At 64.9% G+C, this 24,950-nt stretch carries 23 protein-coding genes and 1 pseudogene; 6 read left to right on the top strand and 18 right to left on the bottom strand.

Annotated features, from left to right (window positions below; translation table 11 throughout):
- Position 1: 1 nt before the first annotated feature.
- Together Q5701_RS15910 and Q5701_RS15905 are read right to left on the bottom strand one after the other, a co-directional pair.
- The gene (locus Q5701_RS15910) at positions 2-2,035 is read right to left on the bottom strand and encodes a hydantoinase/oxoprolinase family protein (protein ID WP_306751987.1); all 2,034 of its coding nucleotides are present in this window, start codon (positions 2,033-2,035) and stop codon (positions 2-4) included.
- Between the two features lie 75 nt (positions 2,036-2,110).
- Entirely contained in the window at positions 2,111-2,992 is an 882-nt protein-coding gene (locus tag Q5701_RS15905) for a LysR family transcriptional regulator (RefSeq protein WP_306751986.1), read from the bottom strand.
- A 99-nt stretch (positions 2,993-3,091) separates the two neighbouring features.
- On the opposite strand from Q5701_RS15905, the gene Q5701_RS15900 reads away from it, so the two are divergent.
- On the top strand, positions 3,092-4,186 hold the full coding sequence (locus Q5701_RS15900) for an NAD(P)/FAD-dependent oxidoreductase (RefSeq protein ID WP_306751985.1): 1,095 nt from the start codon (positions 3,092-3,094) through the stop codon (positions 4,184-4,186).
- 2 nt (positions 4,187-4,188) lie between these two features.
- Here the strand turns inward: Q5701_RS15900 and Q5701_RS15895 are convergent, their stop codons facing one another.
- On the bottom strand, positions 4,189-5,514 hold the full coding sequence (locus Q5701_RS15895; protein ID WP_306751983.1) for an NAD(P)/FAD-dependent oxidoreductase: 1,326 nt from the start codon (positions 5,512-5,514) through the stop codon (positions 4,189-4,191).
- A gap of 155 nt (positions 5,515-5,669) precedes the next feature.
- On the opposite strand from Q5701_RS15895, the gene Q5701_RS15890 reads away from it, so the two are divergent.
- The gene (locus Q5701_RS15890; RefSeq protein ID WP_306751981.1) at positions 5,670-6,164 is read left to right on the top strand and encodes an Lrp/AsnC family transcriptional regulator; all 495 of its coding nucleotides are present in this window, start codon (positions 5,670-5,672) and stop codon (positions 6,162-6,164) included.
- A 23-nt stretch (positions 6,165-6,187) separates the two neighbouring features.
- On the opposite strand, the gene Q5701_RS15885 is transcribed toward Q5701_RS15890, so the two are convergent.
- From Q5701_RS15885 to Q5701_RS15840, 10 genes are all read right to left on the bottom strand, one after another.
- Positions 6,188-7,846, bottom strand: coding sequence for an ABC transporter ATP-binding protein (locus Q5701_RS15885; RefSeq protein ID WP_306751979.1), 1,659 nt, complete (start codon positions 7,844-7,846; stop codon positions 6,188-6,190).
- Entirely contained in the window at positions 7,843-8,691 is an 849-nt protein-coding gene (locus Q5701_RS15880) for an ABC transporter permease (protein WP_306751977.1), read from the bottom strand. Before Q5701_RS15880 ends, Q5701_RS15885 begins: the two co-directional genes overlap by 4 nt.
- Positions 8,691-9,650 (bottom strand): ABC transporter permease, encoded by a 960-nt coding sequence (locus tag Q5701_RS15875; protein WP_306751976.1) that lies wholly within the window; start codon positions 9,648-9,650, stop codon positions 8,691-8,693. The genes Q5701_RS15880 and Q5701_RS15875 overlap by 1 nt, the downstream gene beginning before the upstream one ends.
- 58 nt (positions 9,651-9,708) lie before the next feature.
- A complete protein-coding gene (locus Q5701_RS15870; protein WP_306751974.1) occupies positions 9,709-11,322 on the bottom strand; it encodes an ABC transporter substrate-binding protein in 1,614 nt (537 codons plus the stop codon).
- 58 nt (positions 11,323-11,380) lie between these two features.
- Positions 11,381-12,112 (bottom strand): HAD-IA family hydrolase, encoded by a 732-nt coding sequence (locus Q5701_RS15865; RefSeq protein WP_306751973.1) that lies wholly within the window; start codon positions 12,110-12,112, stop codon positions 11,381-11,383.
- Between the two features lie 185 nt (positions 12,113-12,297).
- The gene (locus Q5701_RS15860; protein WP_306751972.1) at positions 12,298-13,209 is read right to left on the bottom strand and encodes a 2-hydroxyacid dehydrogenase; all 912 of its coding nucleotides are present in this window, start codon (positions 13,207-13,209) and stop codon (positions 12,298-12,300) included.
- Positions 13,209-14,582, bottom strand: a complete 1,374-nt coding sequence (locus Q5701_RS15855) for an aspartate aminotransferase family protein (RefSeq protein ID WP_306751971.1) — start codon at positions 14,580-14,582, stop codon at positions 13,209-13,211. The genes Q5701_RS15860 and Q5701_RS15855 overlap by 1 nt, the downstream gene beginning before the upstream one ends.
- A gap of 13 nt (positions 14,583-14,595) precedes the next feature.
- Positions 14,596-15,405 carry a GNAT family N-acetyltransferase gene (locus tag Q5701_RS15850; protein ID WP_306751970.1) on the bottom strand — a complete coding sequence of 270 codons (810 nt, stop codon included), beginning with the start codon at positions 15,403-15,405 and terminating at the stop codon, positions 14,596-14,598.
- Positions 15,406-15,520: 115 nt separating this feature from the next.
- Positions 15,521-16,627 carry an acetylornithine deacetylase gene (gene argE / locus Q5701_RS15845; RefSeq protein WP_306751969.1) on the bottom strand — a complete coding sequence of 369 codons (1,107 nt, stop codon included), beginning with the start codon at positions 16,625-16,627 and terminating at the stop codon, positions 15,521-15,523.
- Positions 16,611-16,973, bottom strand: a complete 363-nt coding sequence (locus tag Q5701_RS15840; RefSeq protein WP_306751968.1) for a cupin domain-containing protein — start codon at positions 16,971-16,973, stop codon at positions 16,611-16,613. Before Q5701_RS15840 ends, argE begins: the two co-directional genes overlap by 17 nt.
- A gap of 165 nt (positions 16,974-17,138) precedes the next feature.
- Here Q5701_RS15840 and Q5701_RS15835 point away from each other — a divergent pair, with 165 nt between their 5' ends.
- Together Q5701_RS15835 and Q5701_RS15830 are read left to right on the top strand one after the other, a co-directional pair.
- Positions 17,139-17,834, top strand: coding sequence for a haloacid dehalogenase type II (locus Q5701_RS15835; RefSeq protein WP_306751967.1), 696 nt, complete (start codon positions 17,139-17,141; stop codon positions 17,832-17,834).
- Positions 17,831-19,114, top strand: a complete 1,284-nt coding sequence (locus tag Q5701_RS15830) for an NAD(P)/FAD-dependent oxidoreductase (protein WP_306751966.1) — start codon at positions 17,831-17,833, stop codon at positions 19,112-19,114. Before Q5701_RS15835 ends, Q5701_RS15830 begins: the two co-directional genes overlap by 4 nt.
- A 2-nt stretch (positions 19,115-19,116) precedes the next feature.
- Here Q5701_RS15830 and Q5701_RS15825 read toward each other — a convergent pair whose 3' ends face one another.
- A complete protein-coding gene (locus Q5701_RS15825; RefSeq protein ID WP_306751965.1) occupies positions 19,117-20,055 on the bottom strand; it encodes a GNAT family N-acetyltransferase in 939 nt (312 codons plus the stop codon).
- A gap of 286 nt (positions 20,056-20,341) precedes the next feature.
- Positions 20,342-20,809, bottom strand: a complete 468-nt coding sequence (locus Q5701_RS15820; RefSeq protein ID WP_306751964.1) for a cupin domain-containing protein — start codon at positions 20,807-20,809, stop codon at positions 20,342-20,344.
- A 52-nt stretch (positions 20,810-20,861) separates the two neighbouring features.
- Between Q5701_RS15820 and Q5701_RS15815 the strand changes: the two genes are divergently transcribed.
- Entirely contained in the window at positions 20,862-21,503 is a 642-nt protein-coding gene (locus tag Q5701_RS15815; RefSeq protein ID WP_306751963.1) for a TetR/AcrR family transcriptional regulator, read from the top strand.
- Between the two features lie 82 nt (positions 21,504-21,585).
- Here Q5701_RS15815 and Q5701_RS15810 read toward each other — a convergent pair.
- The 3 genes and pseudogenes from Q5701_RS15810 to Q5701_RS15800 all read right to left on the bottom strand — a co-directional run.
- Positions 21,586-22,362, bottom strand: a pseudogene (locus Q5701_RS15810) (acetyl-CoA C-acyltransferase); the annotation flags it as partial.
- A gap of 1 nt (position 22,363) precedes the next feature.
- On the bottom strand, positions 22,364-23,035 hold the full coding sequence (locus Q5701_RS15805; RefSeq protein WP_306751962.1) for a 3-oxoacid CoA-transferase subunit B: 672 nt from the start codon (positions 23,033-23,035) through the stop codon (positions 22,364-22,366).
- Complete coding sequence (locus Q5701_RS15800) at positions 23,032-23,766, bottom strand: 3-oxoacid CoA-transferase subunit A (RefSeq protein WP_306751961.1); 735 nt, start codon at positions 23,764-23,766, stop codon at positions 23,032-23,034. The genes Q5701_RS15805 and Q5701_RS15800 overlap by 4 nt, the downstream gene beginning before the upstream one ends.
- 104 nt (positions 23,767-23,870) lie before the next feature.
- Here Q5701_RS15800 and Q5701_RS15795 point away from each other — a divergent pair, with 104 nt between their 5' ends.
- Positions 23,871-24,629, top strand: coding sequence for an IclR family transcriptional regulator domain-containing protein (locus Q5701_RS15795; RefSeq protein ID WP_306751960.1), 759 nt, complete (start codon positions 23,871-23,873; stop codon positions 24,627-24,629).
- Positions 24,630-24,950: the final 321 nt, after the last annotated feature.

Here is a 24,950-nt window from a genome sequence, read left to right as displayed (position 1 = left end):
TTTACTCCGCAAAGCTCAGGTGGATGTTCAGGTGGTCGTCCACACGGGCGGTGGCGCCATCCGGGATGGCGAAGGTGGTGTCCTCTTGTGCCACAATGGCGGGACCGTGGAAGGTCGCGCCGCCGGTCAGGTCCGCGCGGTCATAGAGGGCCACGTCCCGCCAGGCTCCCAGATGCACCGGCACATGGCGCGCAGGCCGCGCTGGGGCGGGATCGCCGGTTTCCACGGGGAATTCCGGCTTCGGTCCTGCGCCGATGGCCGACAGGCGTAGGTTCACGATCTCGATCCGGCCTTCGGGGTCGTCGAAGTCGTAGATGCGCAGATGCGTGGCGTGAAAGGCCTGGGCAATGCGGGCCGGGTCAGTCAGCCAGGCGGGGTCCAGATCGACCTCGATTTCATAACTTTGCCCGGCATAGCGCATGTCGGCCGACAGGCGCAGGTCGGCGGCCCCAAGGTGACCTTGGGCTGCCAGCCAGGCGCGCCCGTCATCAGTCAGTGCCCGGAACGGCGCGGTCAAATCCGTGCCCAGATCGGCAAAGACCGTGCGGATGAAATCGCCGCGCAGATCGGACACCAGCCCACCAAGCGCCGACACCACGCCCGGACGACGCGGCGCGATGACCCGGCTCATGCCCAGTTCGCGCGCGAGGAACCCCCCCAGCATCGGCCCGCCGCCGCCAAAGGGCATCAGAGCGAAGTCCCGCAGATCGACGCCTGCGCGGGAGGACAGCTTTTCCACCTCGACGAACATCTCGGAGATGGCGATGTCCAGGATCGCCTGCGCCGTCTCCTCGGGCATGCGGCCAAGCTGGGCGGCCAGGGCGCCGACTGCCTGGCGGGCCAGCGCCACGTCCATTTGCAACTGGCCATAGGCCATCTGGCTGTGACCCAGCCAGCCGCAGACGGCCATCGCGTCCGTCACCGTGGCCCGCGCACCCCCGCGCCCATAGCAGGCCGGACCGGGGTTCGACCCCGCCGATTCCGGCCCCACGCGCAACACCCCTTGCGCGTCCACGCTGGCAATCGACCCGCCGCCCATGCCGATGGAACTGACGGACACGGACGGGATATGCAGCGGAAACTCTCCGATCAGCTCGTCGGAACCGAACTGCACCTGCCCGTCCACGATCAGCGCAAAATCGGCCGAGGTGCCGCCGATGTCCAGCGTAAGGATCCGGTCCTCGCCCGCTTGGCGTGCAAGCCAGCTTGCGCCGATCACGCCTGATGCCGTGCCCGACAGCAGCATCGACACGCAGTCGCGCCGCCCCTCGACGGCGGTCATCAGCCCGCCGTTCGATTTTGTCAGCATGGCGCGGGCCGGAACCCCCTGCCCGGCCAGCCGCGATTCCAAGGCCGTCAGATAGCCTGCGACGCGCGGATGGACATAGCCGTTCAGGATCGCGGTGGAGGTGCGTTCGTATTCGCGGATCACCGGCCAGACTTCGGAGGACGCGAAGACGAACAGGTCGGGTGCAAGGGCTTCGATCCGCGCCTTGACGATGGCTTCTTGCGAACCGTCGCGCCAGGAATGCAGCAGCGCGACGATCACGCCGTCGGCGCCCGCGGCTTTCGCGGCGGCCACGGCATCGGCGATGGCCGCATCATCCGGCGCAACCGTCTGCCGACCATCGGCGCGCATCCGGGCGGGAATGCCGAAGACCATGTCGCGCGAAACCAGCGGATCTGGGCGGTGGCAGAATAGCGAATACATCTCGGGCATCCGCAGGCGGGCGAGTTCGATCACGTCCTCGAAGCCCGCATTGGTGATCAGCGCCAGCTTTGCCCCTTTGCGCTGGATGATAGTGTTGATGCCGACGGTGGTGCCGTGGACAAAGCGGCTGACCGTGGTCGGGTCCAACCCCTCGCGTTCGGCCAGCAGGCGCAGACCTTCCAACAGTTCGGCGCCGGGATCGTCGGGCGTGGTCAGCACCTTCAGCGATGCGACGCGACCCGATACCGCATCCAGCGCGCAGAAATCCATGAAGGTGCCGCCGATATCGACGCCGATCTTCCAGTCCGTGACGGTCCCGTCCATGCTGCCCTCGCTTCATTGGTCGGGACGATGGAACCAGAAGCGGCCGCCCGCGTCCAAGACGCAATGCGGCGCGGGTTATAAGGAGGGCTTATGCTTTCGGATTGTGTCCCGCATCAGGGTCTCCGCACGCGACAGCGTGCGACCCTTCAGCGTCAGTAGAGACAAGGGCAAGGCCACATCATCCAACAGCGGGCATTGGCGGATGCCCAAAAACTGCGCCCAAGGCAGCAGGGAATCAACGACCGCGATCCCCAGCCCCGCCTGCACAAAGCCCACGGCGGTGATCGACATGTCGATTTCAAGGACCGGTTCGAACCGCAAGCCTTGGGCACGGGCCACTTGGGACAGTTCCTGATGGGGGCGGGTGGCCGTGCGATAGGAGATCAGGGCCTGGTCCTGCAAATCGGCAAGTCTCAGCCCTTCACGGTCCGCAAAGGGGTGGTTCGGCGGCAAAAGACAGGTGAAGCAGGTGCTCCCTAACGGCTCGACTTCAATATCGGGGGGCATGGTATCGTCTAGGGCAAGGGCCAGCATGGCATCGCCTGTGCGTAGCATGGTGATCAAGGATGCGACGGGGGCGACATGGGCACGCACTAGGATATCGGGATAGGCTTTGCGATAGACGGCCAGCACGCCGGGCAGGAACGACATGGCCGGGGGTGGCGAGGCCGCGATGCGCACCAGCCCGGCCCGCCCTTGGCGCAGATCGGCGGTTTTGCGGCGCAGTCCTTCCAGCCCGCCGAACAGTCGTTCAGCATCGGGCAGCAGTTCCAGCGCCTCGGGCGTAGGATGCAGGCGGCCCTTTTCGCGGGTGAACAGGGGAAAGCCCAGTTCATCCTCAGCATGCAGCAGAACCTGGCTGAGCGCGGGCTGCGAGATGTTCAGCATCCGGGCAGCCGCAGTGATCGTGCCCGCGCGCATGACCGCCACGAAAACCTCAAGCTGCCTTGCCCGCATTCCAACCCCATAGGTTAGGCTTATGGTTCACCCAAGAACCCGTCCTTGACCCTTCATGCCCCCCGGCGTTCCCTTGAACAAGGTTTTTAGGGGCGGCTAATGTCTGTGATCGTTCTGGGCGGCGGATTGATGGGTAGCGCCACGACGTTCTTCCTGGCGCGCCGAGGCGTTGCCACGACCCTGATCGACACAGGCTCCATCGGCGCAGGGGCCACCGTCGCATCCTTCGGCAATATCCGTCGCAGCGGGCGTTACCTGCCTCAACTGCCGCTGGCGCATCGTTCGCTGGCATTATGGAACCGGCTGGAGTCGCTGCTGGACCGCGATGTGGAATTCCGCGCGACGGGCCACCTCCGGCTGATCTTTGACGAAACTGGCCTGGCCTTGATGCGCCGCTTTGCCGAGGATGCTCACCCCTTGGGGCTAGACCTTGAGGAGCTTGGCCCGAGCCAGATCCAGCAACGCTTTCCAGGTCTTGGTCCCGATGCCATCGGCGCGTCCTTCTCGCCGCAGGATGGCTCGGCTAATCCCCGGCTGATCGCGCCCGCCTTCGCTGATGCGGCCGCGCGCGCCGGCGCGGTAGTGGTCGACCAGGCGCAGGTCCTGTCGGTCGAGCCGGGCTTCACGGTCGAGACGTCTCGCGGGACGTTCCATGCCGACCAACTGGTCAACTGCGCGGGTTATAACGGCGCAACGCTGGCCGCGCAATTTGGGGAGTCCGTGCCAATCGAGGTGCGCGGCCCGCAGATGGCCGTGACCGAGCCCCTGCCACATCGCATCCTGCCGGTGGTGGGTGTCTGGTCCGCGGATCACGGTGCCTACCTGCGGCAGGTCGAACGCGGCAACGTGGTCTTTGGCGGCGCGGTGGACCGTGTGGCGGTTGGCCCCGACGGACGCGCCCATGCCGATCCTGCCCGCCTGCCCGCACAAGTGTGTGCGGTGGTTCAATTGGTGCCTGCGCTGCGCCATGTCGCGATAATCCGCCAGTGGTCGGGAGCCGAGGGCTATGTCCGCGACGGGTTGCCGGTCATGGGCGCATCGCGCACCACCCCTGGCCTGTTCCACGCCTTCGGCTTTTGCGGCCACGGCTTCCAGCTTGGTCCCGGCGTGGGCGACGCGATGGCGGAACTGGTCGCCACCGGGCGTTGCGAGACGCCGCTGCAAGATTTCAGCATCACGCGTTTCGCCGCATGAGGCTAGAACTTGGCGACCTTGCCCCATTGGCTGCCTTTGAAACGGTCGAGGCGATATTGCTTGGTATCAGTGATGGGCGTCCGTCCCAAGACCATGTCGGCCACAAGATGCCCCACACCTGGCCCAATCCCGAAGCCGTGGCCGGAAAGTCCCGCCGCCAGCACCAGGCCCGGCACGCCGCAATCGGCATCGATCACGGGCACCCCGTCTGGTGTGCTGTCGATGAAGCCTGCCCAGGACGCCTGCACTGGGATGCCTTGCAGCACCGGCAGCAGGCGTCGCGCACGCGCCAGGGTTTCATCCACAAGCGCCTTCGAGGGCCGGGGGTCAAGGATCCGCATCCGCTCCATCGGCGTCTCGTGGTCGAGAGCCCAATGTTTGCGCGTCTCGAACCCGGCACGCCAGGCCTGCGAGCCACCGGGCCGCAGCGCACGCCAGCGTTTGGCGAACATCGGAACAAAATGACGGCTTCCCCGGACCATCGACGGGGTCAGATCGACATTCGCGCGCCCCGAGATGGCCAGCGTATAGCCCCCATCGGCCCGACGAGTAGCGGATACCGAGGCGGTGTGCAAAGCGTCGGGCAGCCCTTCGGCGCCGGGCTTTACCGACAGGATCGAACTGCGGACCGAAGCCTGCGGGAAGGTGATCCCCAGCTGATGCAGGAAGCTACCTGCCCAGGCCCCGCCCGCCATGACCACCGTGCCGGTGCGGATCGTGCCGCGTTCCGTCACGACGCCTGCCACGCGGCCGTCTTCCAATTCCAGCCCGCGTGCGGCGCAGGACTGGATCACATGGCCGCCGTGCTTGACGATGCCTTGCGCGATCACAGGCGCGGCGCTCGCCGGATCGGCAATGCCGTCGGTCGGCGACCAGACCCCGCCCAGCCAGGATTTGCCGGTGGCGCGGCCCCGTTCTGCGGCCTCGGCGGCGGAAAGGATCCGTGTGTCGATGCCTTCAGCCCGCGCGAAACGCCCCCAGGCGGCCCAGCCGTCCAGTTCCGCCGAACTGTCGGTCAAATACAACAGCCCGCAACGGCGGAAGCCCAGGCCGGGGCCAAGGTCAGCGGTCATCTGGTCCCACAGCTCCAGGCTGCGCGTGGCCAGCGGCAGTTCGCGCGCGTCTCGGTTCTGCTGGCGGCACCAGCCCCAGTTGCGGCTGGATTGTTCCGCCCCCACGCGCCCTTTTTCCAGCAGCACCACCCTTTGTCCGGCCTGCGCCAGCCAGTAGGCGGCGGAGACCCCGGCGATGCCGCCGCCGATCACCACGCAATCGGCTTGGGCGGGCAGGTCGGATGCGGTCTGGATATGCAGAAGGGGGGCGGGCATGGCGTTCTCCGGTCGTCGTGCCCCAGCCTAGCGGGCAGTCGCCAGTCCTATCTGCCGCAGGGCCATAGGCGGACGGCAGATCCTGCCATTTTGCCGCCGCTTGGCAGACGTCCGGATTTGCCGCAAAAGGAAGCCGCCTACCGAAGGAAGACCGCATGAACCCGCCGCTGAAGCTGGACCGCATCGACGTCAAGATCCTGGCTGAACTGCAGAAGAACGGCCGGATCACCAATGTCGAGTTAGCCGACCTCGTGGCGCTGTCCCCGTCCCCCTGCCTGATGCGCGTGAAGAAGCTGCAACAGGCGGGATATATCACCGGCTATGCCGCGCAGATCAACGTAGCAAAGCTGGGCGAGACGTTGACGGTCTTCACCGAATTCACGTTGAAGAACCACCGCCCGCCCGATTTCGCACGCTTCCAGGAAGCGTTGGAACGGATTGACAGCTGCATTGAGTGCCACCTGGTGTCGGGGGGATACGATTACCTGGCGAAATTCGTGACCTCGGGCATCATGGACTACCAGAACATCATCGAGGCGCTGATCGACCGCGATTTGGGCGTGGACAAGTATTTCAGCTTCGTAGTGATCAAGACGCCCTTCGTGAAAAGTCAGATCCCGCTAACCCGGTTGTTTGCAGACAAGGCGTGACTGGGATGGTGTAAAACCCCACCCTACCGTCCAGCGAACTGCGCCAGTAATTGCGGATCCTGTTCCAACCCCTTCAACCAGCCGGTGTCCAGCTTGGGGATCGAGCCGATCAGAAGCCGAGAATAGGGGTGCGTGGCGTCCAATGACATCCGCGCGGCGGGCAGCGCCTCAACCACCCGGCCCTTCAGCATGACCAGAACCTCGTCGCAGATCGCCTCAACCGTGGACAGGTCGTGGCTGATGAACATGTAGGACAGGTTCAATTCGCGTTGCAATTCCTTGAGCAGATCCAGAATAGCCGCTGCAACCACTGTATCCAGAGCCGAGGTGATCTCGTCGCAGAGGATCAGGTCGGGTTCGGCCGCCAAGGCGCGCGCCAGGTTCACCCGCTGCTTCTGCCCGCCTGACAATTCGGAGGGCAGGCGGTGGCGCAGGTGGGCAGGCAGCCGCACCATGTCCAAAAGCTTGATCACCCGCGCCGTGCGCGCCGCGCCCGACATGCCGTGATAGAAAGTCAGCGGGCGCGCCAGGATCGACTCGATCGACTGGGCGGGGTTCAGCGCCGTATCGGCCAGCTGGAAGACAATCTGAGCGCGGCGCAACTCGTCCTTGCTGCGATCCGCTAGTGAAGGCGCCAGCTCCTTCCCATCCAGAAGCACGTTGCCGCGATAAGCGGGCAGGATACCGGCAATGGCGCGGGCCAGGGTGGACTTGCCCGACCCCGACTCCCCGATCACGCCCAGGTTGCGACCGCGTTCCAGCCGGAAGCTGACATCCTCCAGGATCTTCGCCGCAGGCACACCGTTGTGGATCACCCCATAGCCCGCGCACAGGTTTTGCACCTGAAGGACTGGCTCTCGTGTCCCAGCCTGGGCCTGGGGGACATGCGGCACCGGCTCGAAGGCGTCCAGAAGCTGCCGTGTATAGGGATGGGCGGGCGCAGTCAGGATCTGCTCGGTCGGGCCTTCCTCCTGCACGACGCCGTTCTTCAGCACGATGATGCGGTCGGCGATCTGGGCCACCACGGCCAGGTCGTGGCTGACATAGACGCCCGCCATCCTGCCTTTGTCCATGACCGACTTGAAGGCGCGCAAAACCTCGATCTGGGTGGTCACGTCCAGCGCGGTCGTAGGTTCGTCGAAGATCACTAGATGCGGGCCGCCGATCAATGCCATGGCCGCCGACAGGCGCTGCAACTGCCCGCCGGATACCTGGTGCGGATAGCGGCTGCCGATGGTGTCGGGATCGGGCAAGGCGAGTGCGCGGAACAACTGGCGGGCCTTGGCCTCCGCCTCCTCGCGCGGCATCAGCTTGTGGATGGCGCTGATTTCCACCACCTGATCCATGATGCGCTTGGCCGGGTTGAAGGCGGCGGCGGCCGATTGAGGGATATAGGACACCTCGGTCCCGCGCATGTCGGCGCGTTGGCGCTCAGACATGGCGGTCACGTCGCGCGCCCCCACGCGAATGGTTCCGCCGTGGATCGCGCAGCCGGGCCGCGTATGGCCCATCAGCGACAGGGCGATGGTGGTCTTGCCCGATCCGCTTTCGCCGATCAGGGCCAGGATCTCACCCGGCGCGATGTCAAAGCTGACGCCCTTGATGATGGCGACCTCGCGGCCGGAATCGGTCTTGGCGCCGATGGTCAGGTCGCGCACGGAAACTAGCGGCTGGCTCATCATTCGCTCCTGTCGCGGATGCGGGTGGGCAGGTTGTCGATGAAGAGGTTCACCGAGATGGTCAGCGAGGCGATGGCGACCGACGGAAAGATCACCGCAGGCGCACCCAGGCTAAGGCCCTCGATGTTCTCGCGCACAAGTGCGCCCCAGTCGGCATAGGGCGGCTGCACCCCTAAGCCCAGGAAGGACAGGCCTGACAAGACCAGCACGATGAAGACGAAGCGCAGACCCAAGTCGGCCAGCACGGGGCCAAGGATGTTCGGGAAAATCTCGCGCAGGATGATGTGGCCGAAGCCCTCGCCCCGGGCGCGGGCCACCGTGACGAAATCCATGGTGTTGACGTTGACCGCCAGGGCGCGGGCGAAGCGGTAGGAGCCCGGCAGGTACATCGCCGCCAGCGTCAGGATCAGCACCGGGATCGAGGAGCCAACGGCGGCCACCACGACCAGCCCGAACAGCAGGTGCGGGATCCCGTTGAAGGCGTCCAGGAACCGCGACAGAAGCGTGTCGAACCAGCCGCCGATCACCGCAGCGATCATGCCCAGCAGCACGCCCCCCGCACAGGCCAGGATTACGGCGGCAAGCGCGATGCCTACGGTATAGCGCGCGCCCATGATGATGCGGGACAGGATGTCGCGGCCCAGGTAATCGCTGCCCAGCCAGAACTGCCGGCTCATCGGGCCAAAGTAATCCCAATCCACCATCTCTCCCGGCGGATAGGGAGCAATCCAGGGACCGATGATCGCGATCACGGCCCAGAACAGGATCACCGCCAAGCCCAGGCGGCCGACCCAGTTGAAGGAATATCCCAGCCGGGCCGGGGTCGGAAGGCGCAGGGCAAGGGACATCAACGGCGCAACCTCGGATTGGAGAGAATGGCGATCATGTCAGCCAGCGTGATCAACAGCAGGTAGCTGATGCAGAAGATCATCGCGCAGCTTTGGATCAGGGGCAGGTCGCGGGTGGACACCGCATCGACCATCAGCTTGGCCACGCCCGGATAGTTGAACACCGTTTCCACGATGATCACACCACCAACCAGATAGGACAGCGACAGCGCCACCGCGTTGGCGATCGGACCCAGGGCGTTGGGCAGGGCGTGGCGCAGCACCATGCGGGTGCGCGATGCTCCCTTCAGCAGGGCCATTTCGACATAAGGCGTGTTGATCGTCTCGATCACCGCGGCCCGCGTCATGCGGATCATCTGGGCCGAGACAACAAAGGACAGTGAGATGACCGGCATCGCATAAGCGCGCAGCATGGCACTGAAAGAGTCCACATTGACGCCGAAGCTCAGCGCGGGCAGCCAGTCCAGCCAGACGGCGAAGATCAGCACGGCCAGCGTCGCCACCATGAATTCGGGCACTGAAATGACCGAGATGGTCACGATGGATACCAGCCGGTCCAGCCAGGAACCGCGCCACATGGCGGCGGCAATCCCCAGGGTCAGCGCGACCGGCACGCAGACCAGAGTGACGATCCCCGCCAGGCGCAGCGTGTTCATCAGCCGTCCCGACAAAAGGTCCGTCACGGCCATCTTGTTGACATAAGACATGCCCAGGTCGCCGCTCATCAGTCCACCCAGCCAGGACAGGAACCGCCAGATCGCCGGTTCGTCCAGTCCCATGGCGGTGCGCAGTCCGGCCACAGCCTCAGGCGTGGCGGCCTGGCCCAGCAAAACCTCGGCCACGTCGCCAGGCAGCAGTTCAGTCGCGAAGAACACTGCGAAGGACACGATCAGCAGTGTGATCAGCGCGATGCCAAGCCGCTGGCCGACCATGATCCATGTGGTTGCGGAACGCAGCATGGCGCACCTCCATCAAGGGACTGGGCCCCGCGCGTGCCTGCGCAGGGCCGTGGCGTCGTCAGGCCTCCAGCCAGACATATTCTGCGAAAGCATAGCCCATCTGGCCGCCAAGGGGATTGGGACGCATTCCCTTCATCTTCGACGAATGCGCATCGACGTTCGAAATATAGGCGGGAATGATCGTGCCTGCCTCGTTGGCGATCATTTCCTGCATTTCCCAATAGATCGCCTTGCGCTTTTCCTCGTCCAGAAGCCCCCGCGCCTCGACCAGCATTCCGTCGAACTTCTCGGACTTGTACTGGCTTTCGTTCCACGGCGCATCCGAGGCGTAGAGGAGCGAGAACAGGATGTCCGGCGTGGGTCGCGGGTTGATGTTGCCGAAATGAGTCGGCGCCTTCAGCCAATAGTTCGACCAGTAGCCGTCCGAAGGCACACGTTCGATCTTGAAGGGCATTCCCGCCTCAGCCCCTGCTTGCTGGACAACCATGGCATAGTCGATAGCCGAGTTCGCCGCATCCGAAGTGATGATCGGGATCGCCTGGCCCAGGACACCTGCCTTTTCGAACAAAGCCTTGGCGCGTTCGGGGTCATACTCGCGTGCCTTGAGGTTCGGGTTATGATAGCGATCCATCGGCGACACCGGTTGATCGTTCGCGATCTCTCCCAAGCCGCGCAGCACGCCATTCACGATCGCCTCACGATTTGTCAGGTATTTCATGCCCTCGATGAAGCCTGCCTTGTTGCCCGGATCCATGTCCAATCGAATGTTCAGGTTGGTATAGTTGCCGGCAGTCGAGATTGAGGTCGTGATGTGATCCTGTCCTTCGACCATGCGCATCGAACGCGGGTTGATCGCCGCGGCGAGATGGATATCGCCCGACAGCACCGCGTTGACGCGCGCGTTGTTGTCTGAGATGGCAAAGTATTCGAAGCTGTCCAGGTAAGGCCCCATACCCTTGAAGTAGTTCGGGTTCCGCGTACCGATAGACCGGACCCCCGGCTCGAAGGTTTCGCAAATGAAGGCACCGGTACCGTTGGCTTTGGAGAAGTCGCTGGTGCCTTCGGCTAGGATCATGAAGTGGTGGAGCGACAAGATCGTGGGCAGGTCAGCATTGGCCGCCGCCAGCACAATGCTGACGGTCCGGTCGTCCACGGCGGTGATTTCTGCCATCTGTTCGGCAATGGCGGCGGCCTTGGAACCCACGGCGGGATCGAGGTGGCGTTTCAGCGACCAAACTACGTCTGAGGCGGTGAGCGTTTTGCCATCGTGGAATGCCACATCAGGCTTCAAGGTGATCTGCCAAGTTTTTCCGTCGCTCGTTTCGATCGCCTCCGCCAATTCCATCTTCACTTCGCTGCCATCGTCCAGGAAGGTCAGTCGGTTGTAGAAAGCGCAGCAGCGGCTATAGTCGGTGGACAGCGACGCCTTGGCAGGATCCAGCGTGTCAGCGGTCGATGCCGACCAGCCTGCGGCCTTCAGGTGCCCGCCGGTGACAGGGGTCTGCGCCGCTGCTTGCCCCGCGCGCAGCAGGAGTGATCCGCCTGCCGACAGCGCCACGCCCGATGCCATCAGCATCTTGAGCAATTCGCGGCGCGAGGCGCCCCGGCGGATCGCGGCTTCGACCATTGCGTCGTCGCGGCCGGTCCAGTTGGTCGGTTTGAGGTCTTTCATTCCATGTTCCCTGTTGTCTGGCCCGGCGTCTCTCTCGTCCGCTCGGGTGGGGTGAAGCTTACTTGTCGAAGGTCTTGTCGGCGGCCTCAGCCAGCTCCATCAGCGAATGGAAATGGTAGTCTGGTTCGGTAAATTCCGCCGGTTCGATGGTCCCACCATAGCCCTTTTGGGCGTGGCGACGCTGGATCCAGGCATTTGTCATGCCCAGTTTGCGCGAAATGCCAATGTCATGATACTGGCTTTGCGCGGTATGCAGGATGTCGTGCTTGCTACCACCATCCCTGCCCATGAAGTCAAAGACCTGCTGGAAAAAGGCGGGATCGGGCTTTTCGGTGCCTGTGTCGTCGGTGGTGAAACTGGCCCAAAAGGGATGGCCCAGCTTTTCCTGGTATTTCTCGAAGGCCCAGCGGCGGGCGTTGGTCATGGCAATCAGCTTGTAGCGGGCCTTCAGCCGGGCCATTGCCGCAACGCTGTCGGGAAAGGGCTGCGCCTTGCCTACCGCGTCAATCATGAACTGGCGGTTTTCGGGCGTATCGGGCAGGCCGGTGGCTACGGCGATCTGCCCATAGCAGCGGCCCATGTCGTCGGGATAGCGCAGCGCGTCGGGCTGGTAGCGGGCGTTGCGGTAAACGGCCAGCGCGGCCTCGCCATCGACGGTCGTTCCCGCGTCCGCCGCGATCTTCTGCAGGGCGCCAGTGATCGCGCCCTCGAAGTCGATCAGCGTGCCGACCACGTCAAAGGTGACATAGGAAAAACGGTCCAAGGGTTTCGCCGCCGTCAAGGTGGCCATGGGAACTTCCTTTCGCAGGTGCCGCTTGGGGCGCGGCGGTCAGGTCGGCGGAAGCGCGGGCGTCGTTATCCCGTCACATCCAGCATGCGTCATTCGAGGGCCGCAAAACGCCGAAAGGCAGCCTCAGCGCAGCAGATTCTTTCGTATTGAGACGAGGCGCGGCATTTCGCGTGCCCCGCCGCGCTCTAATATCCTCGGCTGCGGTCAACCAGGCCCGGCACCGGCTGGCCGTTGCGGTGGGCGCGGATGACGGACAGCGCGTGACGTGCGCCTTCGGCAGCATCGGTATGAGCGGCGATGTGCGGGGTGATCAGGACGCGAGGGTCCGCCCAGGCCCAGTGATCGGGCGGCAAAGGTTCCGGGTCGGTCACGTCCAGCATGGAGGCGGACAGGCGCCCGCTGTCGAGTGCCCGGCGCAGGGCCGCCATGTCCAGTTGCGCGCCGCGCCCTGCCTGGACCAGTTGCGCGCCTTCGGGCAGGCGGGTGAAGAAGGCGTCATCCATCATGCCGCGCGTTTCCTCGGTCAGGGGCAGCAGGCAGACGAGGATTTCGGCCCCCGTGAGAAAATTGTCCAGTCGATCCGCACCAAAGACCTCGAACCCCTCGACCGGCGCGCCCGACCGGCTGTAGCCCGTTACCGGGAAGCCCAAGTCCTTTAGGCTTTCCGCCGCCAGCTGCCCGATCCGGCCCATGCCCATGATGCCGACGCGGCGGGATCGGGCCAGTTGGGCCGGGCGAGGGTGCCATTGGCCGCGCGCGGCCTGATCCAGATAAACTGGCAACTCGCGATGCAACGCAAGAACCGCCATGACCACCCAATCGCGCACCATCGCCTCGATCCCCGGAGCAATGGTGCGCGACAGCGCAACACCGTCGGGCAGCGGTGGAAAATGATCGGTGCCAGCCCCCACGCAGATCACCGTCCGCAGATTCGGATAACGAGCCAGATCGGCAGGAGGCACCCAGCAGGCCAGATGCATAACCTGCGCGGGGTCGGTTACGCTGGCCTCGTCAGGAATGAAGCCTTCGCCCGCCTCGGCGAAGATGCGCCCCCAGATAGCCCCGCGTTCTGGGGTGGAATGCAGCAGCAGCGCCATCAGCGCAGGACCGCCCGGATTTCAGGGTCTTCCAGCGTCAAGTCCAGCACGGTGCGGGTGCGGTCCACAATGGCGTCAATTTGGTCGTCCGTGCAGCAGAGCGGCGGGGCATAGCCGAAGATGCCTTGCGCGAAGGACCGCACGATCAGCCCCTGATCCCACGCGCGGTCGAACAGACGTGTGGCGGGTTGCACATCGGGCGGCAGCGGCGTTTTCGCGTCCTTGTCCACGACCAGTTCCACCGCCCCCAGCATGCCCCGGCCCCGCACATCGCCGACCAGCGGGTGATCGCGGAGGCTTTCCAGCCCCGCCTGCAGCCGCGCGCCCGCCCGGCGGCCGTTGTACAGCAAGCCGCCTTCGTAAAGCGCCAGCACCTCCAGCGCGACCGCGGCGCTGACAGGATGCGCAGAATAGGTGAAGCCGTGACCCACGGACTTGGCGCCCGCGCCGTCGGCGATGGTCTCGTAGACATGATCGCGCATGAACACGGCACCCATCGGCACATAGCCTGAGGTCAGGCCCTTGGCCGTGGTCATCAGGTCGGGAACGATGCCTTCATCCTCGCAAGCGAACAGCGGGCCGGTGCGGCCAAAGCCGGTGATGACTTCGTCGGCGACGAACAGCACGCCGTATTCGGCGCATAGATCGCGCATTGCCTTGATCCAGCCCGGCGGCGGCACCAGAACGCCGCCGGACCCCTGGATCGGCTCGACATAGAAGGCCGCGACGCGGTCGGGGCCAATCCCCTCGATCTTAGCGCGCAGTTCCGCCGTGGATGCGTCGATCACTGCCTGCGGGTCGCTGCCCACTGGATTGCGATACAGATAATGCGACGAAATCTTGTGCTGCCAGTCATACGGCACGCCGAAGCCGTCGTGAAAGCCCGGCAGCGCGGTCAGACCCGCGCCCATGGTCGTCGAGCCATGATAACCGTTGGCGACTGAGATGAACTGGTCCCTGCCCGGCTGGCCCTTGGCATGCCAGTAATAGCGGATGAAGCGGATTGTGCTGTCCACCGCATCCGATCCGCCCAGCGTGAAATAGATGTGGTTCAGGTCGCCCGGCGTCCGTTCGGCAAGGGCCGCGGCCAGGCGGATCGGCGCCTCGGCGCCCAGGTCGAAATAGCCGGTGGCATAGGGCAGCTTGCGCATCTGGTCGGCCGCAGCCTCGACGATGCTCTCCTGGCCATAGCCTGCGTTCACGCACCACAGGCCCGCGAAGCCGTCGATCAGGGTCCGGCCCTCGGCATCCGTGACCGTGGCGCCCTGCCCCGAGGTCAGGACGCGCACGCCGCGCTGTTCGTGCCCCCGGAAGGACGAAACCGGGTGGATCAGGTGCCGGCGGTCAAGCTCGACAAGGGAATTGCTCAGCATAGGGGTCTCCGGTTCAGCCCAAGGCTTGCGAGATTAGGGCAAAGGTCGTGGGCACAGAGGTTTGCGGGTTGCGGACCATGGCCGTGCCCCTGCCGACCGGCGCGAGGCCCAGGTCGGTGGCAATGGCTTCCAGCCCCTGCCCCGCCCTCAGGTCGACGCGCAAAAAGCCGCCCGCGCAGCGGCTTGCCGCATCAGCCATCAGCGCACGAGCTGTGGCCGTGTCAGGGGCGATGATGGGGCCGACCACACGGCCGTGCCCAAAAGGGCGCAGCAGGGCGAAGCCCCCGTTGCACAGCAAAACCTCTCCACCTGCCGCGATGTCGCGCAGCAGCGGCGCGCGGTCCATGCCGCTGGCGGCACGGTCGGTCGGGGCAAGGCGGTCGATATCGGCGGGGGTGCCGGTGGCGACGGGCAACTCCGGCATGGCGCCCGTAGCGACCCCTTGGTACTGCGCGATCTGGCCGGTGGCGCGGAAGCCCAGCTTTTCGTAAAGCGGCAGCCCATCCGTTGTGGCGATAAGGCGCATCTCCCGGTCCCCGGCCAAGGCGATGATCACTTCCATCAGCGCGCGGCCCAGACCACGCCCGCGCATCGCCTCCTCGACAATGATCATGTTCAGCGTGGCAACCGGGCCGAACGCCGAACACAGCGCCGTGCCAACGACGCGGCCGCCTTCCAGGGCCACGACCCCTTGGGAGACCGAAAGCGTCAGCGCCCAATCCTCGGCCCGGTGGGGCCAGCCCGCCTGCTCGGACAGGCGTAGCGCCTGCGGCAGATGCGCAGGGGTAAAGGCTTCAAGCGCGGGGGTGGTCGTGGTTGTCATGCGGTTCGTCCTTGTTAACCCTATCGTGACACGGGCCGGGCGGCAGGATCACCGATCTGGCGCTATCGGGCGGCATGTCCTGCGGATCGCATCAGCGCCGCCGCAGAAAATGCCGTCACCTGCATAAAGCTTGTCCCAAGCGGCGGATCATGGAGCAGGCGTCCTGCAGTTCGCCCTTGGTCAGGTATTCCTCGGGGCGATGCGCGCGGGCGATGTCGCCCGGTCCGCAGATGATTGCGGGGATCCCAGCTTGCTGGTAAAGCCCGGCCTCGGTCCCGAAGCTGACGGCGCCCAGGGGGGAGGCGCCCGTCAGGTCAGCCATCAGCTGGGCCAGTGGGTGATTGGCCTCGAGCGCAAGCGCGGGATAGGAGGACAGCCAGTCCACCGCCAATCCCTTTGCCGCAGCGACCACCGGATCCAGAATCGCCTTGGGATCGACACCCTGGATCGCGCGGGCTTCGATTTCCGCCGTCGCACGGTCGGGTATAATGTTGACGGCCTGCCCCCCCGCGACGGTGCCGATCTGCAGGCTGGACCAGGGCGGCGCAAAGCGTGCGTCCTGCGTGCCGGATTGCAGCGCCACGGCCTGCGCGGCGGCGGCAATTAGCGCGGGAAGCAGTGCGTGAATGGCGTTGGCCCCCAGGTCGGGGCGCGAACTGTGGCCCGGCACTCCGGTTGCCACCAGCCGCAGCGCTGCTTTGCCCTTGTGGGCCAGCACCGGCACCAGGCCCGAGGGTTCGCCAATAATCGCGCCCAGCGGTGGTGCGCACAGATCCGGCAGCGCCGCCAGCAGATGCGGCACGCCCCGGCAGCCCACTTCCTCGTCATAGGACAGGGCGATATGGATTGGTGCGGACAGCGGCATTGCCAGTAATTCCGGCACCATGGTCAGGGCGGCCGCGACAAAGCCCTTCATGTCGCAGGCGCCGCGCCCAATCAGCCGGTCCCCGTCTTGGCGCAGCACGAAGGGATCGGCCTGCCACTCGAGCTCGCCCGCCGGGACCACATCGACATGGCCCGACAGGACGTAACCGGGGCGCGAGGCATCGCCAATGGTCGCGAATAGGTTCCAGCGGTCGCCCTCCGGCCCCGCGATCAGGGTCGAAGCGACCCCATGTCCGCGCAAGTATTCCTGTACGAAACCCATGATCGCGCCATTCGCGCTGCCCATGACACTGGGAAAGCCGACCAGCCGGGCCAGCAGGTCAGTCGGCGAAGACATAGATCTTGCGCACAGTCTCAATAGTCTTCCAAGTACCCTTGAAGCCCGGCTTCATCAGGAAGCTGTCGCCTGCGGTGAAGCGGCGCGTTTCACCGCCTTCCTCGGTTAGGTCCACCACGCCGGACAAGATGTGGCAGAATTCCAGCGCCTCGCCCTTGACGGACCGCGTGGTGCCGGGCGTCGCTTCCCAGACGCCGGTGCGGATCTTGGTCCAGTTGCCCAGAGGCACTTCGTCCAAGGCCCAAGTCTTGAAGGCGGGCGCCCCCTCGATCAGCTTTTCGGGGGCGGCCACGTCCTCGCGCGGGGTGAAGGCGGGGGCAATGTCGATGGGGGTCAGCAGAGTCATGGCGGTTCCTTTCATAATCGGTCCCAGCATCGCGCGCCCGGCGCGCGGCGTGGCACCGTTGTCAGGACATGGGCGGCACGGCCTGCCGTCCATTGTTGGAATTTCGCAATGTCCTGCCGTCAGGGGTACGTCTGCCGCACACGCCGCCGCCAAACCGCACCGAAGATGAACGAAACGGATCAGCAGGAGGCCCCAATGGCGCAGCGCCCGAAATTCATCACCTTTGATTGTCACGGCACGATGATCTTCTTCGACATGGCCGGCGCCGCGCGCGTCCATTACGGCGCCCAGCTTTCCGGCCCGCAGATGGAAAAATTCATCGCCAATTTTGCAGCCTACCGCCTTGACGAGGTACTGGGCACCTGGAAACCCTATGCCGAGGTCGTCCACAATTCGCTGGAACGCACCTGCAAGCGCAACGGCATCGCCTTCAATCCGGCGGTGGCCGAGGACATCTATAACCGCGTCCCGACCTGGGGACCGAACCTTGACGTGCCTGCGGGTCTTCAGCGCATTGCCGGAAAGATCCCGCTTGTTGCCCTGACCAATTCCATGAACGACCAGATCCCGCACAACATCGCGAAACTGGGCGCGCCCATCGACCATGTCTTCACCGCCGAAAGCGCGGGCGCCTATAAACCCCAGATGCGCGCCTTCGAATACATGTTCGATCAGTTGGGCTGCGGGCCGGAGGACGTGCTGCATGTGTCGTCGTCGTTCCGATATGACCTGATGACCGCGCATGACCTGGGGATTCGCAACAAGGTCTGGGTCAACCGGGGCCACGAACCTGCCAACCCCCATTACGGATACACCGAGGTCAGGGACATCTCCGGCTTGGCTGAGGTAGTGGGGCTTTGACAAAATACGCATCCTACTGGCACGACGGGGTTACCCCCTTTGCCGGGGGCGAGGCCGGTCCTGTCGAAGGCCGCTTCGACGTGGCCGTGATCGGCGGCGGGTTCACCGGTTTGAACGCCGCCCGCAGCCTTGCAAAGGCGGGCGCTCGCGTGGCGCTGCTGGAGGCCGAGACCGTCGGCTGGGGTGCGTCGGGGCGCAACGGCGGGCACCTGAACAACGGCATCGCCCATGGCTATGCCGAGGCCAAGGCGCATCTGGGGACGGACCGTGCCCATGCTCTGTATCGCGCCTATGATCGATCCATTGACCTGATCGAAGGGGTCGTAGCGGAAGAAGGCATCGCCTGCAATTTCCGCCGCTCGGGCAAACTGAAGCTGGCGTCCAAGCCCAGCCACGTGGCGGGCTTGCGCGCAAATTACCACTTGATCCATGCCGAGGTCGATCCCGATACCCGCTGGCTGGACCGCGACCAGCTGCAGACCGAGGTGGGATCTAATAGCTTCCACGGCGCGATGCTCTATGAAAAATCGGCGATGATTCACATGGGCCGCTATGCCCAGGGGCTGGCAGGGGCGGCACATCGCCATGGCGCGCGGATCTGGGAAAAAGCGCCGGTCACGGGCCGCACAAAGGCGGCGGATGGCTGGCAGGTGCAAACCCCGCGCGGAGCCTTGACGGCGGATCGGGTGATCGTGGCGACCGGGGCCTACGGCACCACAGCGCCGCTGCGGCATTTCCGGCGCCGCATCATCTCGGTCGGGTCGTTCATTATCGCCACCCGCCCGCTGTCTGATGAGGAAGTCGCGACCACCCTGCCCGGCGACCGGACCTGCGTCACCTCGATGAACATTGGCAATTATTTCCGCCTGTCGCCCGACCGGCGGCTGATTTTTGGCGGGCGGGCGCGGTTTTCGGCCCGGTCGGACCAGACCTCGGACGCGAAGTCGGGGGCGATCCTGCGCCGGTCGATGACCGCAATCTTTCCGCATCTGGCGGATGTTTCAATCGACTATTGCTGGGGCGGGCTGGTGGACATGACCCAAGACCGCTTCCCGCGCGCCGGAGAGGTGGACGGCATGATCTATGGCATGGGCTATTCCGGGCACGGCGCGCAGATGTCTACGCTTGTCGGGCAGGTGCTGGCGGATATGGCAATGGGATGGCGAGGTACCAATCCGCTTGAGGGCATGGACTGGCCCCCGATCCCCGCGCACAGCGGCAAGCCCTGGTTCCTGCCGCTTGTAGGCTTGTGGTTCGGGCTGAAGGACCGGCTGTCCTGAAGCTAGCCAAACGAGTGTGAGGCGAGGCCATAGGTTACGGATCCCGTCTTTGCGCGGCGATGCGAACCTAGGCGCATTTCTGTCACTGTGTCGAATAAGCCAAGGCCCGCGTCGGTCAGAAAGGCTACGAAGCCCGGACTATCAACAGGCGTGTCGAGGCGGACAAAGGTTCCTACACTGGCCCGGATCAGTGGCGCAACCAAGGCTTTCGCCATCACGTCATCCTCGGCCACAACAGGACCCACGATAACTCCTTTTCCAAAGGGCCTTTGGAGGGCGAAGCCGTGAACCACCCCATCCTGAAGCGCGACGGTACCCTTGGACAGCGACAAGAGCTTGTCCAGCACCTGCGTGCGCTGAACACCATAGGCCTTGGCATCAAGCTCATGCACCGCCGCGCGGTCGGATTGCGACAGGACCCGGATCGCAAGCCCCGGCACGTCTTCCTGGGCAATTTGACGTGCGATCCCTTGCTGCTGGCGGATAATGCAGACGGGCTGAAAGCCTGCCGCTGCATAGAGTCGGTACCCCGAGCGGGTCGCGCTAAGGCGAAGGTCGCGGCCCACGCAGTCGGCGAGGACGCGCTGCAGAAGCCATTTGCCCGCGCCACGCGCCTGCAACCGGGGTACCGTCACCATCATTCCCAACATCGCGAAATCGTCACCCATCGGGAAGTACATCGCCGATCCGATAGGCCTGCCGATTTCGTCCGTTGCCAGGTAACCCTTGCCGAGCGACAAAAAGACATCAAGGTCTCGCGCCCGGTGCGGCCACAAGACCCCGATGGTCAACTCGTGCAGCAGACGACGCTGCTGAAGTCCCAGAGGCTGCGCACTGGTGTCATAAGCGTCAATGCGAATTTCAGATGGAGGATCGCGCGGATGATCGACCCTCGATCCAGACTCCTGCCGTTCCTCTGTCCACGCGTTTTTGCCGCTCATGGTAACTCTCCGTCGCTTAATAGACAGTATGGAGAGGATGCGCGCCTATTTGGTGCTGTATATTGTGACTATAACGAATATTATTGGGCAACTTCGGCAGCAAGAGCGCACGGTGGGCTTGCTCTGCAATGCTGAGAGCTCCTCTCTCAGTACGGTCCCATCCAACTCATGTTCTTAGACGCCTTGCCTCTCAAGGACTCAGTTCGTGCTCCAGTAATCCAATAGATCCTACACCAGACCGCCTTTCCCGCGCCCCCTGCCCTTCTTCTTCTCCACCAAGGCCCCCTTACTGCACCGCATCCGTTGGCGGCACGATGACCATGCCGACGTCGGCGGCGACGGAGAGAATGCGCGTCACGTCCGGCGGCCTGTCCTGGGGTTGCGGGGCGGTGGTGGCGTCAGCAACCGGATGGCCGGTCCGGGTAAAGAACGCCTCGTGCATGTGGCCCGGCGCATTGATGATCAGGATGCGCGCAGGCTTGGAGCCGACAGCCTGGAAGGAATGCACCGCTCCGTCTGGGACGGAGACAAAGCCGCCTGCCGGGACCCGTTGCGTTTCACCCGCAAGCGTGAACGCGATCTCGCCGTCCAGCACATAAAAGGCTTCGGTCTCGCCCGCATGGTGATTGGGCGGCGCGCCCAGGCCAGGGGGCACCATGGCCTCGACCAGGCAGAACTTGCCCATCGTCTCGGCTGGAAAAGCATGAAACCTGAACAGTATTCCCATTGCGTCATAGGTGCGCGGAGGGGTCATGGCCTGTTCCTTCTGTTGATTGCCAATCATGAGACAGGCGTCTTATAACTAGATGATGATTCTAGCAAGACATTTGTCTCGTGAGGTGGTCGTGACGCAGCGGGAAGATCAGAAGAACAGAACACGGGCGGCCTTGCTGGACGCGGCACGCACCCTCCTGATGCGCGGCGAGGCCCTGACGGTCACGGCAGCCGCGCGCGAGGCGGGCATCTCGAAGGCCTCCGCCTACCGCTACTTCTCGGATCCCGTGCTGCTGGCCGCCGAGGCGGGACTGCACCTGAAGGCGGCGCCCTATGAGGAGATCGTCGGAGATGCTGCCACCCTGCGTGACCGGCTGGTTGCCATCAGCCTTTACTTCTTCGACCTGGCGGTGGCGAACGAGACGGCTTTCCGCATCTATCTTGGCCTGAACCTGCAGGCGAGCGCGCAATCGCAGGGCGGCAGAACCCCGCGTCGTGGCGCCCGGCGTATCCAGGCCTTCATGCGCGCCCTGGAAGCAGAGACAGACATCCGCCCCGAACAGGCACGCTCCCTTGCCGCCGCACTCGGCATGGCAACAGGCGCAGAGGCCATGATCGCGCTGTTCGACGTGGCAAACCTGTCTGCAGAGGAGGCTCGCAAGGTTGTGGCAGAAACAGCCGAAGCTATCTGCGGTAACCGGGGCAGATTGCGGGGCACGGTATTGCGCTTGTGATCTTGGTCTGATTCAAAATCGTATGGGCCTGTCATCGGATGATACCTTTGGGACGCTGAGCGCCGACAGTTTGCGTCGGCTCCGCCCCGTCGTTCACCCCGGACGCATTGCCCGCCGTGACCGTCCCCCCCCTGCGGAAGGGCGCCTTCAGGCCTGCCAGAACCTCCAGCGTGGTGTCGCGCGGGTGCTCGTCGCGGTCCACGATCTTCGGGTCGCCCTTGCGCTGCGCGATCTCGACGGGGACGATCTCCTGCGCCAGACGCCCGTTGGCCTGGGCGGCCGCGGCCTTCTGCTGGGAGCGCAGGGCGAAGGCGTCCTGGTCGGCGCGCGAAATGGCGAAATCCTCGGCCACGTTCTCGGCGGTCTCGGGCATCGAGTCCACGCCGTATTGCGCCGCCATCAGCGGGTTGACGAAGCGCCAGCCGATGGTGGTGTCGTAAACGGCAGTGCTGCGGCTGAAGGCGCTTTCGGCCTTGGGCATCACGAAGGGCGCGCGCGACATCGACTCGACCCCGCCCGCGATCATCAGATCCGCCTCGCCCGCCTTGATGGCGCGGGCGGCGGCGATCACCGCGTCCATGCCAGACCCGCAGAGCCGGTTGATAGTGGTGCCGCCCACCTCGACCGGCAGGCCCGCCAGCAAGGATGCCATGCGCGCCACGTTGCGGTTGTCCTCGCCCGCCTGGTTGGCGCAGCCGAAGATCACGTCGTCCACCGCCCCCCAGTCCACGCCCGCGTTGCGCGCCATCAGCGCCCGCAGGGGGATCGCACCCAGATCGTCGGCGCGGACCATGGACAGCGCCCCGCCAAACCGCCCGATCGGCGTGCGGATATAGTCGCAAAGATAAGCGTCGGTCATGTCAAACCTCGGGCACGATAAGGTTGGCCACGCCACTATCCAGATGAAGGGGCGCGCCGGTCAGGGATTGCAGGTCGTCGAGGGACAGCGTGGGCAGCTTTTCGCGCAGCACGAAGCGCCCGCCCTCGATGTCCACCACGGCCAGGCTGGTATAGACGCGGGTGACGCAGCCAACCCCGGTCAGCGGCAGGGTGCAGGCCTGGACCAGCTTCGGCTTGCCGTCCTTGGTGACGTGATCGGTGATGACCGCCACGCGTTTCGCGCCATGGACCAGATCCATCGCGCCGCCCACGGCAGGCACGCCCGTCGGCCCGGTGGACCAGTTCGCCAGGTCGCCGTTCTGGGCTACCTGATAGGCCCCCAGGATCGCCACGTCCAAATGCCCGCCCCGGACCATGGCAAAGCTGTCGGCGTGGTGGAAGAAGGCGGTGCCGGGCTTGATCGTCACGGCCTTCTTGCCGGCGTTGATCAGATCCCAGTCCTCGTCGCCGGGCGCGGGGGCTTCTCCGAAGCCCAGGATGCCGTTCTCGGTGTGAAAGACCGCCTGCCGCCCTTCCGGCTGAAAGCGGGCGACCATTTCGGGAAAGCCGATCCCGAGGTTCACATAGGCGCCGTCCTGGATGTCCTGCGCGGCGCGCCAAGCGATCTGGGCGTTCGTCAGCTTGGCGGTCATGCCGTCACCTCGGGGTAATGCGCATCGGCGCGGTTCAGGTCTTCTTCCTGCGCGGGATTGGGGACGGCCACGATGCCATCGACGAAGATGCCGGGGGTGATGACGGCTTCGGGGTCGATGCCGCCGGGTTCGACAACCCGGCTGACCTGAACAATGGTCCGCGCCGCCGCCATCGCCATCAGGGGCGCGAAGTTCCGCGCGGCCATGCGATAGGTCAGGTTGCCCAGGTGGTCGCCGGTTTCCGCCTTGATCAGGGCGAAATCCGCCTTGAGCCAGCGTTCCTGGACATAGCGGCGGCCGTCAAAATCAGCGACCGGCTTGCCCTTGGCCAGATCCGTGCCAAAGCCCGTGGGCGTATAGAAGGCCGGGATCCCCGCCCCGCCCGCGCGGATGCGTTCGGTCAGCGTGCCCTGGGGGACCAGGTCCAGCGCAATCTCTCCGGCCAGGTATCTTTCGGTGAAGACGCGCGGGTCTGCGGACCGGGGGAAGGAACAGATCATCTTCGCGACCATGCCCTGTTCGATCATCGCCGCGATGCCGACATGGCCGTTGCCTGCATTGTTGTTGATGACCGTCAGGTTCCGGGGGCTGCCGGTCGCCCGGTATCGGTCGATCAGGGCGTGGATCAGTTCGATCGGCGCGCCCGATCCGCCAAAGCCGCCGATCATCACCGTAGCACTGTCGGGGATCTCCGCGACCGCCTCGGCCAGACTTGCAATGCGCTTGTCCATGAAACCTCCTGCGTTTGGAGGTTGCTTAAGCCCTGCTCATCACATCAGACAAGAAGTATGTTCGCATATTGACGTTTGTTCGTGCCGAGAAGAAAACTGTGCGTATGACGAACAAAACAGATATTATTGGGTCATTGGGCAAGGGCCTGCGGGTGATCGAGGCTTTCCGCGCCGAGCATCCCCGCATGTCTATTTCCGAGGTGGCCGAAGCCACAGGCCTCGACCGCGCCACGGCGCGGCGCTGTCTTCTCACACTGCATGACCTGGGCTATGCCGATTACGACGGCAAGTTCTTCACGCTGACCGCCCGCGTGCTGCGGCTGGGCATGGGGGCACTGGCAGCAATGCCCCTGGCGCAGATGGTGCAGCCCTGGCTTGACCAACTGTCGGAGCGGATCGGACAGTCCACCTCGGTTTCGATCCTGGACGGACCTGAGATCGTCTATCTGGCCCGTGCGGCGCAACGCCGGGTCATGTCCATCGGGTTGATGCCCGGATCGCGCCTGCCCGCCTATTGCACGTCCATGGGCCGGGTGCTGCTGGCCGCCCTGCCCGCTGATCAGGCCCGCGCGATCGTCGAGGCGTCGGACCTGACACCACGGACGCTGTACAGCCTGACCGACCCTGCGGACATCATGGCCCGCGTCGATGCCGCCCGCCGCGACGGATACGCCGTCATCGACCAAGAGGTCGAACTGGGCCTGAGGTCCATCGCCGTGCCGCTTTTGTCCGTGCATGGCCGGGTGGTGGCGGCGATCAATACCGGCGTGGCGGCGGTGCAGGCGAATGCAGGCGATCTGCCCGGGCTGTATCTGGAACCGCTTCTGAAGGTGCAGGATGGACTGCGGCGCGTGCTGCGCTAATCGCCCAAGGTCGATGTCGGGGATGCGCTCCAGCTTTGCCACCCGTCCAGGACTCAGCATCGGAGGGGGTGCCGCGCAGCAGCAGGGCCGGTCGGGCGATGCCTCCGACTCCTCGATGGCATTGCGGGCGGCATCCAGTTCCAGGCCCGCGACAACCGGGCCATGGGTTGCCAGCATGACTGCAGACCGCCAGCGCTGTGGCCGAGCGCGAGGGGATGAGCGCCGCTCTCGACGCCTGCGGCGCCGCCCGGCCGTCAGCTATCCTTGGCGACCACCTGCCGCGGCCTCGGAATGCGTCAAGAACGGCCTGCAGGCGTGACA

The organism is Paracoccus actinidiae (genome assembly GCF_030863885.1).
In the GTDB taxonomy this organism is placed as follows: Bacteria; Pseudomonadota; Alphaproteobacteria; order Rhodobacterales; family Rhodobacteraceae; genus Paracoccus; species Paracoccus everestensis.
Note: the sequence above shows the minus strand (reverse complement) of the source record. Positions and strands in the feature narration are given on the sequence as shown.

Excerpts from the sequence above, each read along its gene's own strand:
- Q5701_RS15815 (WP_306751963.1), top strand. The coding sequence starts at position 20,862 with ATGATGATTCTAGCAAGACATTTGTCTCGTGAGGTGGTCGTGACGCAG.
- Q5701_RS15800 (WP_306751961.1), bottom strand. The coding sequence starts at position 23,766 with ATGGACAAGCGCATTGCAAGTCTGGCCGAGGCGGTCGCGGAGATCCCC.
- Q5701_RS15820 (WP_306751964.1), bottom strand. The coding sequence starts at position 20,809 with ATGACCCCTCCGCGCACCTATGACGCAATGGGAATACTGTTCAGGTTT.
- Q5701_RS15890 (WP_306751981.1), top strand. The coding sequence starts at position 5,670 with ATGAACCCGCCGCTGAAGCTGGACCGCATCGACGTCAAGATCCTGGCT.
- Q5701_RS15835 (WP_306751967.1), top strand. The coding sequence starts at position 17,139 with ATGAACGAAACGGATCAGCAGGAGGCCCCAATGGCGCAGCGCCCGAAA.
- Q5701_RS15855 (WP_306751971.1), bottom strand. The coding sequence starts at position 14,582 with ATGCTGAGCAATTCCCTTGTCGAGCTTGACCGCCGGCACCTGATCCAC.
- Q5701_RS15910 (WP_306751987.1), bottom strand. The coding sequence starts at position 2,035 with ATGGACGGGACCGTCACGGACTGGAAGATCGGCGTCGATATCGGCGGC.
- Q5701_RS15795 (WP_306751960.1), top strand. The coding sequence starts at position 23,871 with ATGACGAACAAAACAGATATTATTGGGTCATTGGGCAAGGGCCTGCGG.
- Q5701_RS15825 (WP_306751965.1), bottom strand. The coding sequence starts at position 20,055 with ATGAGCGGCAAAAACGCGTGGACAGAGGAACGGCAGGAGTCTGGATCG.
- Q5701_RS15885 (WP_306751979.1), bottom strand. The coding sequence starts at position 7,846 with ATGATGAGCCAGCCGCTAGTTTCCGTGCGCGACCTGACCATCGGCGCC.
- Q5701_RS15850 (WP_306751970.1), bottom strand. The coding sequence starts at position 15,405 with ATGACAACCACGACCACCCCCGCGCTTGAAGCCTTTACCCCTGCGCAT.
- Q5701_RS15805 (WP_306751962.1), bottom strand. The coding sequence starts at position 23,035 with ATGACCGCCAAGCTGACGAACGCCCAGATCGCTTGGCGCGCCGCGCAG.
- Q5701_RS15880 (WP_306751977.1), bottom strand. The coding sequence starts at position 8,691 with ATGTCCCTTGCCCTGCGCCTTCCGACCCCGGCCCGGCTGGGATATTCC.
- Q5701_RS15875 (WP_306751976.1), bottom strand. The coding sequence starts at position 9,650 with ATGCTGCGTTCCGCAACCACATGGATCATGGTCGGCCAGCGGCTTGGC.
- Q5701_RS15870 (WP_306751974.1), bottom strand. The coding sequence starts at position 11,322 with ATGAAAGACCTCAAACCGACCAACTGGACCGGCCGCGACGACGCAATG.
- Q5701_RS15840 (WP_306751968.1), bottom strand. The coding sequence starts at position 16,973 with ATGACTCTGCTGACCCCCATCGACATTGCCCCCGCCTTCACCCCGCGC.
- Q5701_RS15895 (WP_306751983.1), bottom strand. The coding sequence starts at position 5,514 with ATGCCCGCCCCCCTTCTGCATATCCAGACCGCATCCGACCTGCCCGCC.
- Q5701_RS15905 (WP_306751986.1), bottom strand. The coding sequence starts at position 2,992 with ATGCGGGCAAGGCAGCTTGAGGTTTTCGTGGCGGTCATGCGCGCGGGC.
- Q5701_RS15865 (WP_306751973.1), bottom strand. The coding sequence starts at position 12,112 with ATGGCCACCTTGACGGCGGCGAAACCCTTGGACCGTTTTTCCTATGTC.
- argE (WP_306751969.1), bottom strand. The coding sequence starts at position 16,627 with ATGTCTTCGCCGACTGACCTGCTGGCCCGGCTGGTCGGCTTTCCCAGT.
- Q5701_RS15860 (WP_306751972.1), bottom strand. The coding sequence starts at position 13,209 with ATGGCGCTGCTGCTGCATTCCACCCCAGAACGCGGGGCTATCTGGGGG.
- Q5701_RS15900 (WP_306751985.1), top strand. The coding sequence starts at position 3,092 with ATGTCTGTGATCGTTCTGGGCGGCGGATTGATGGGTAGCGCCACGACG.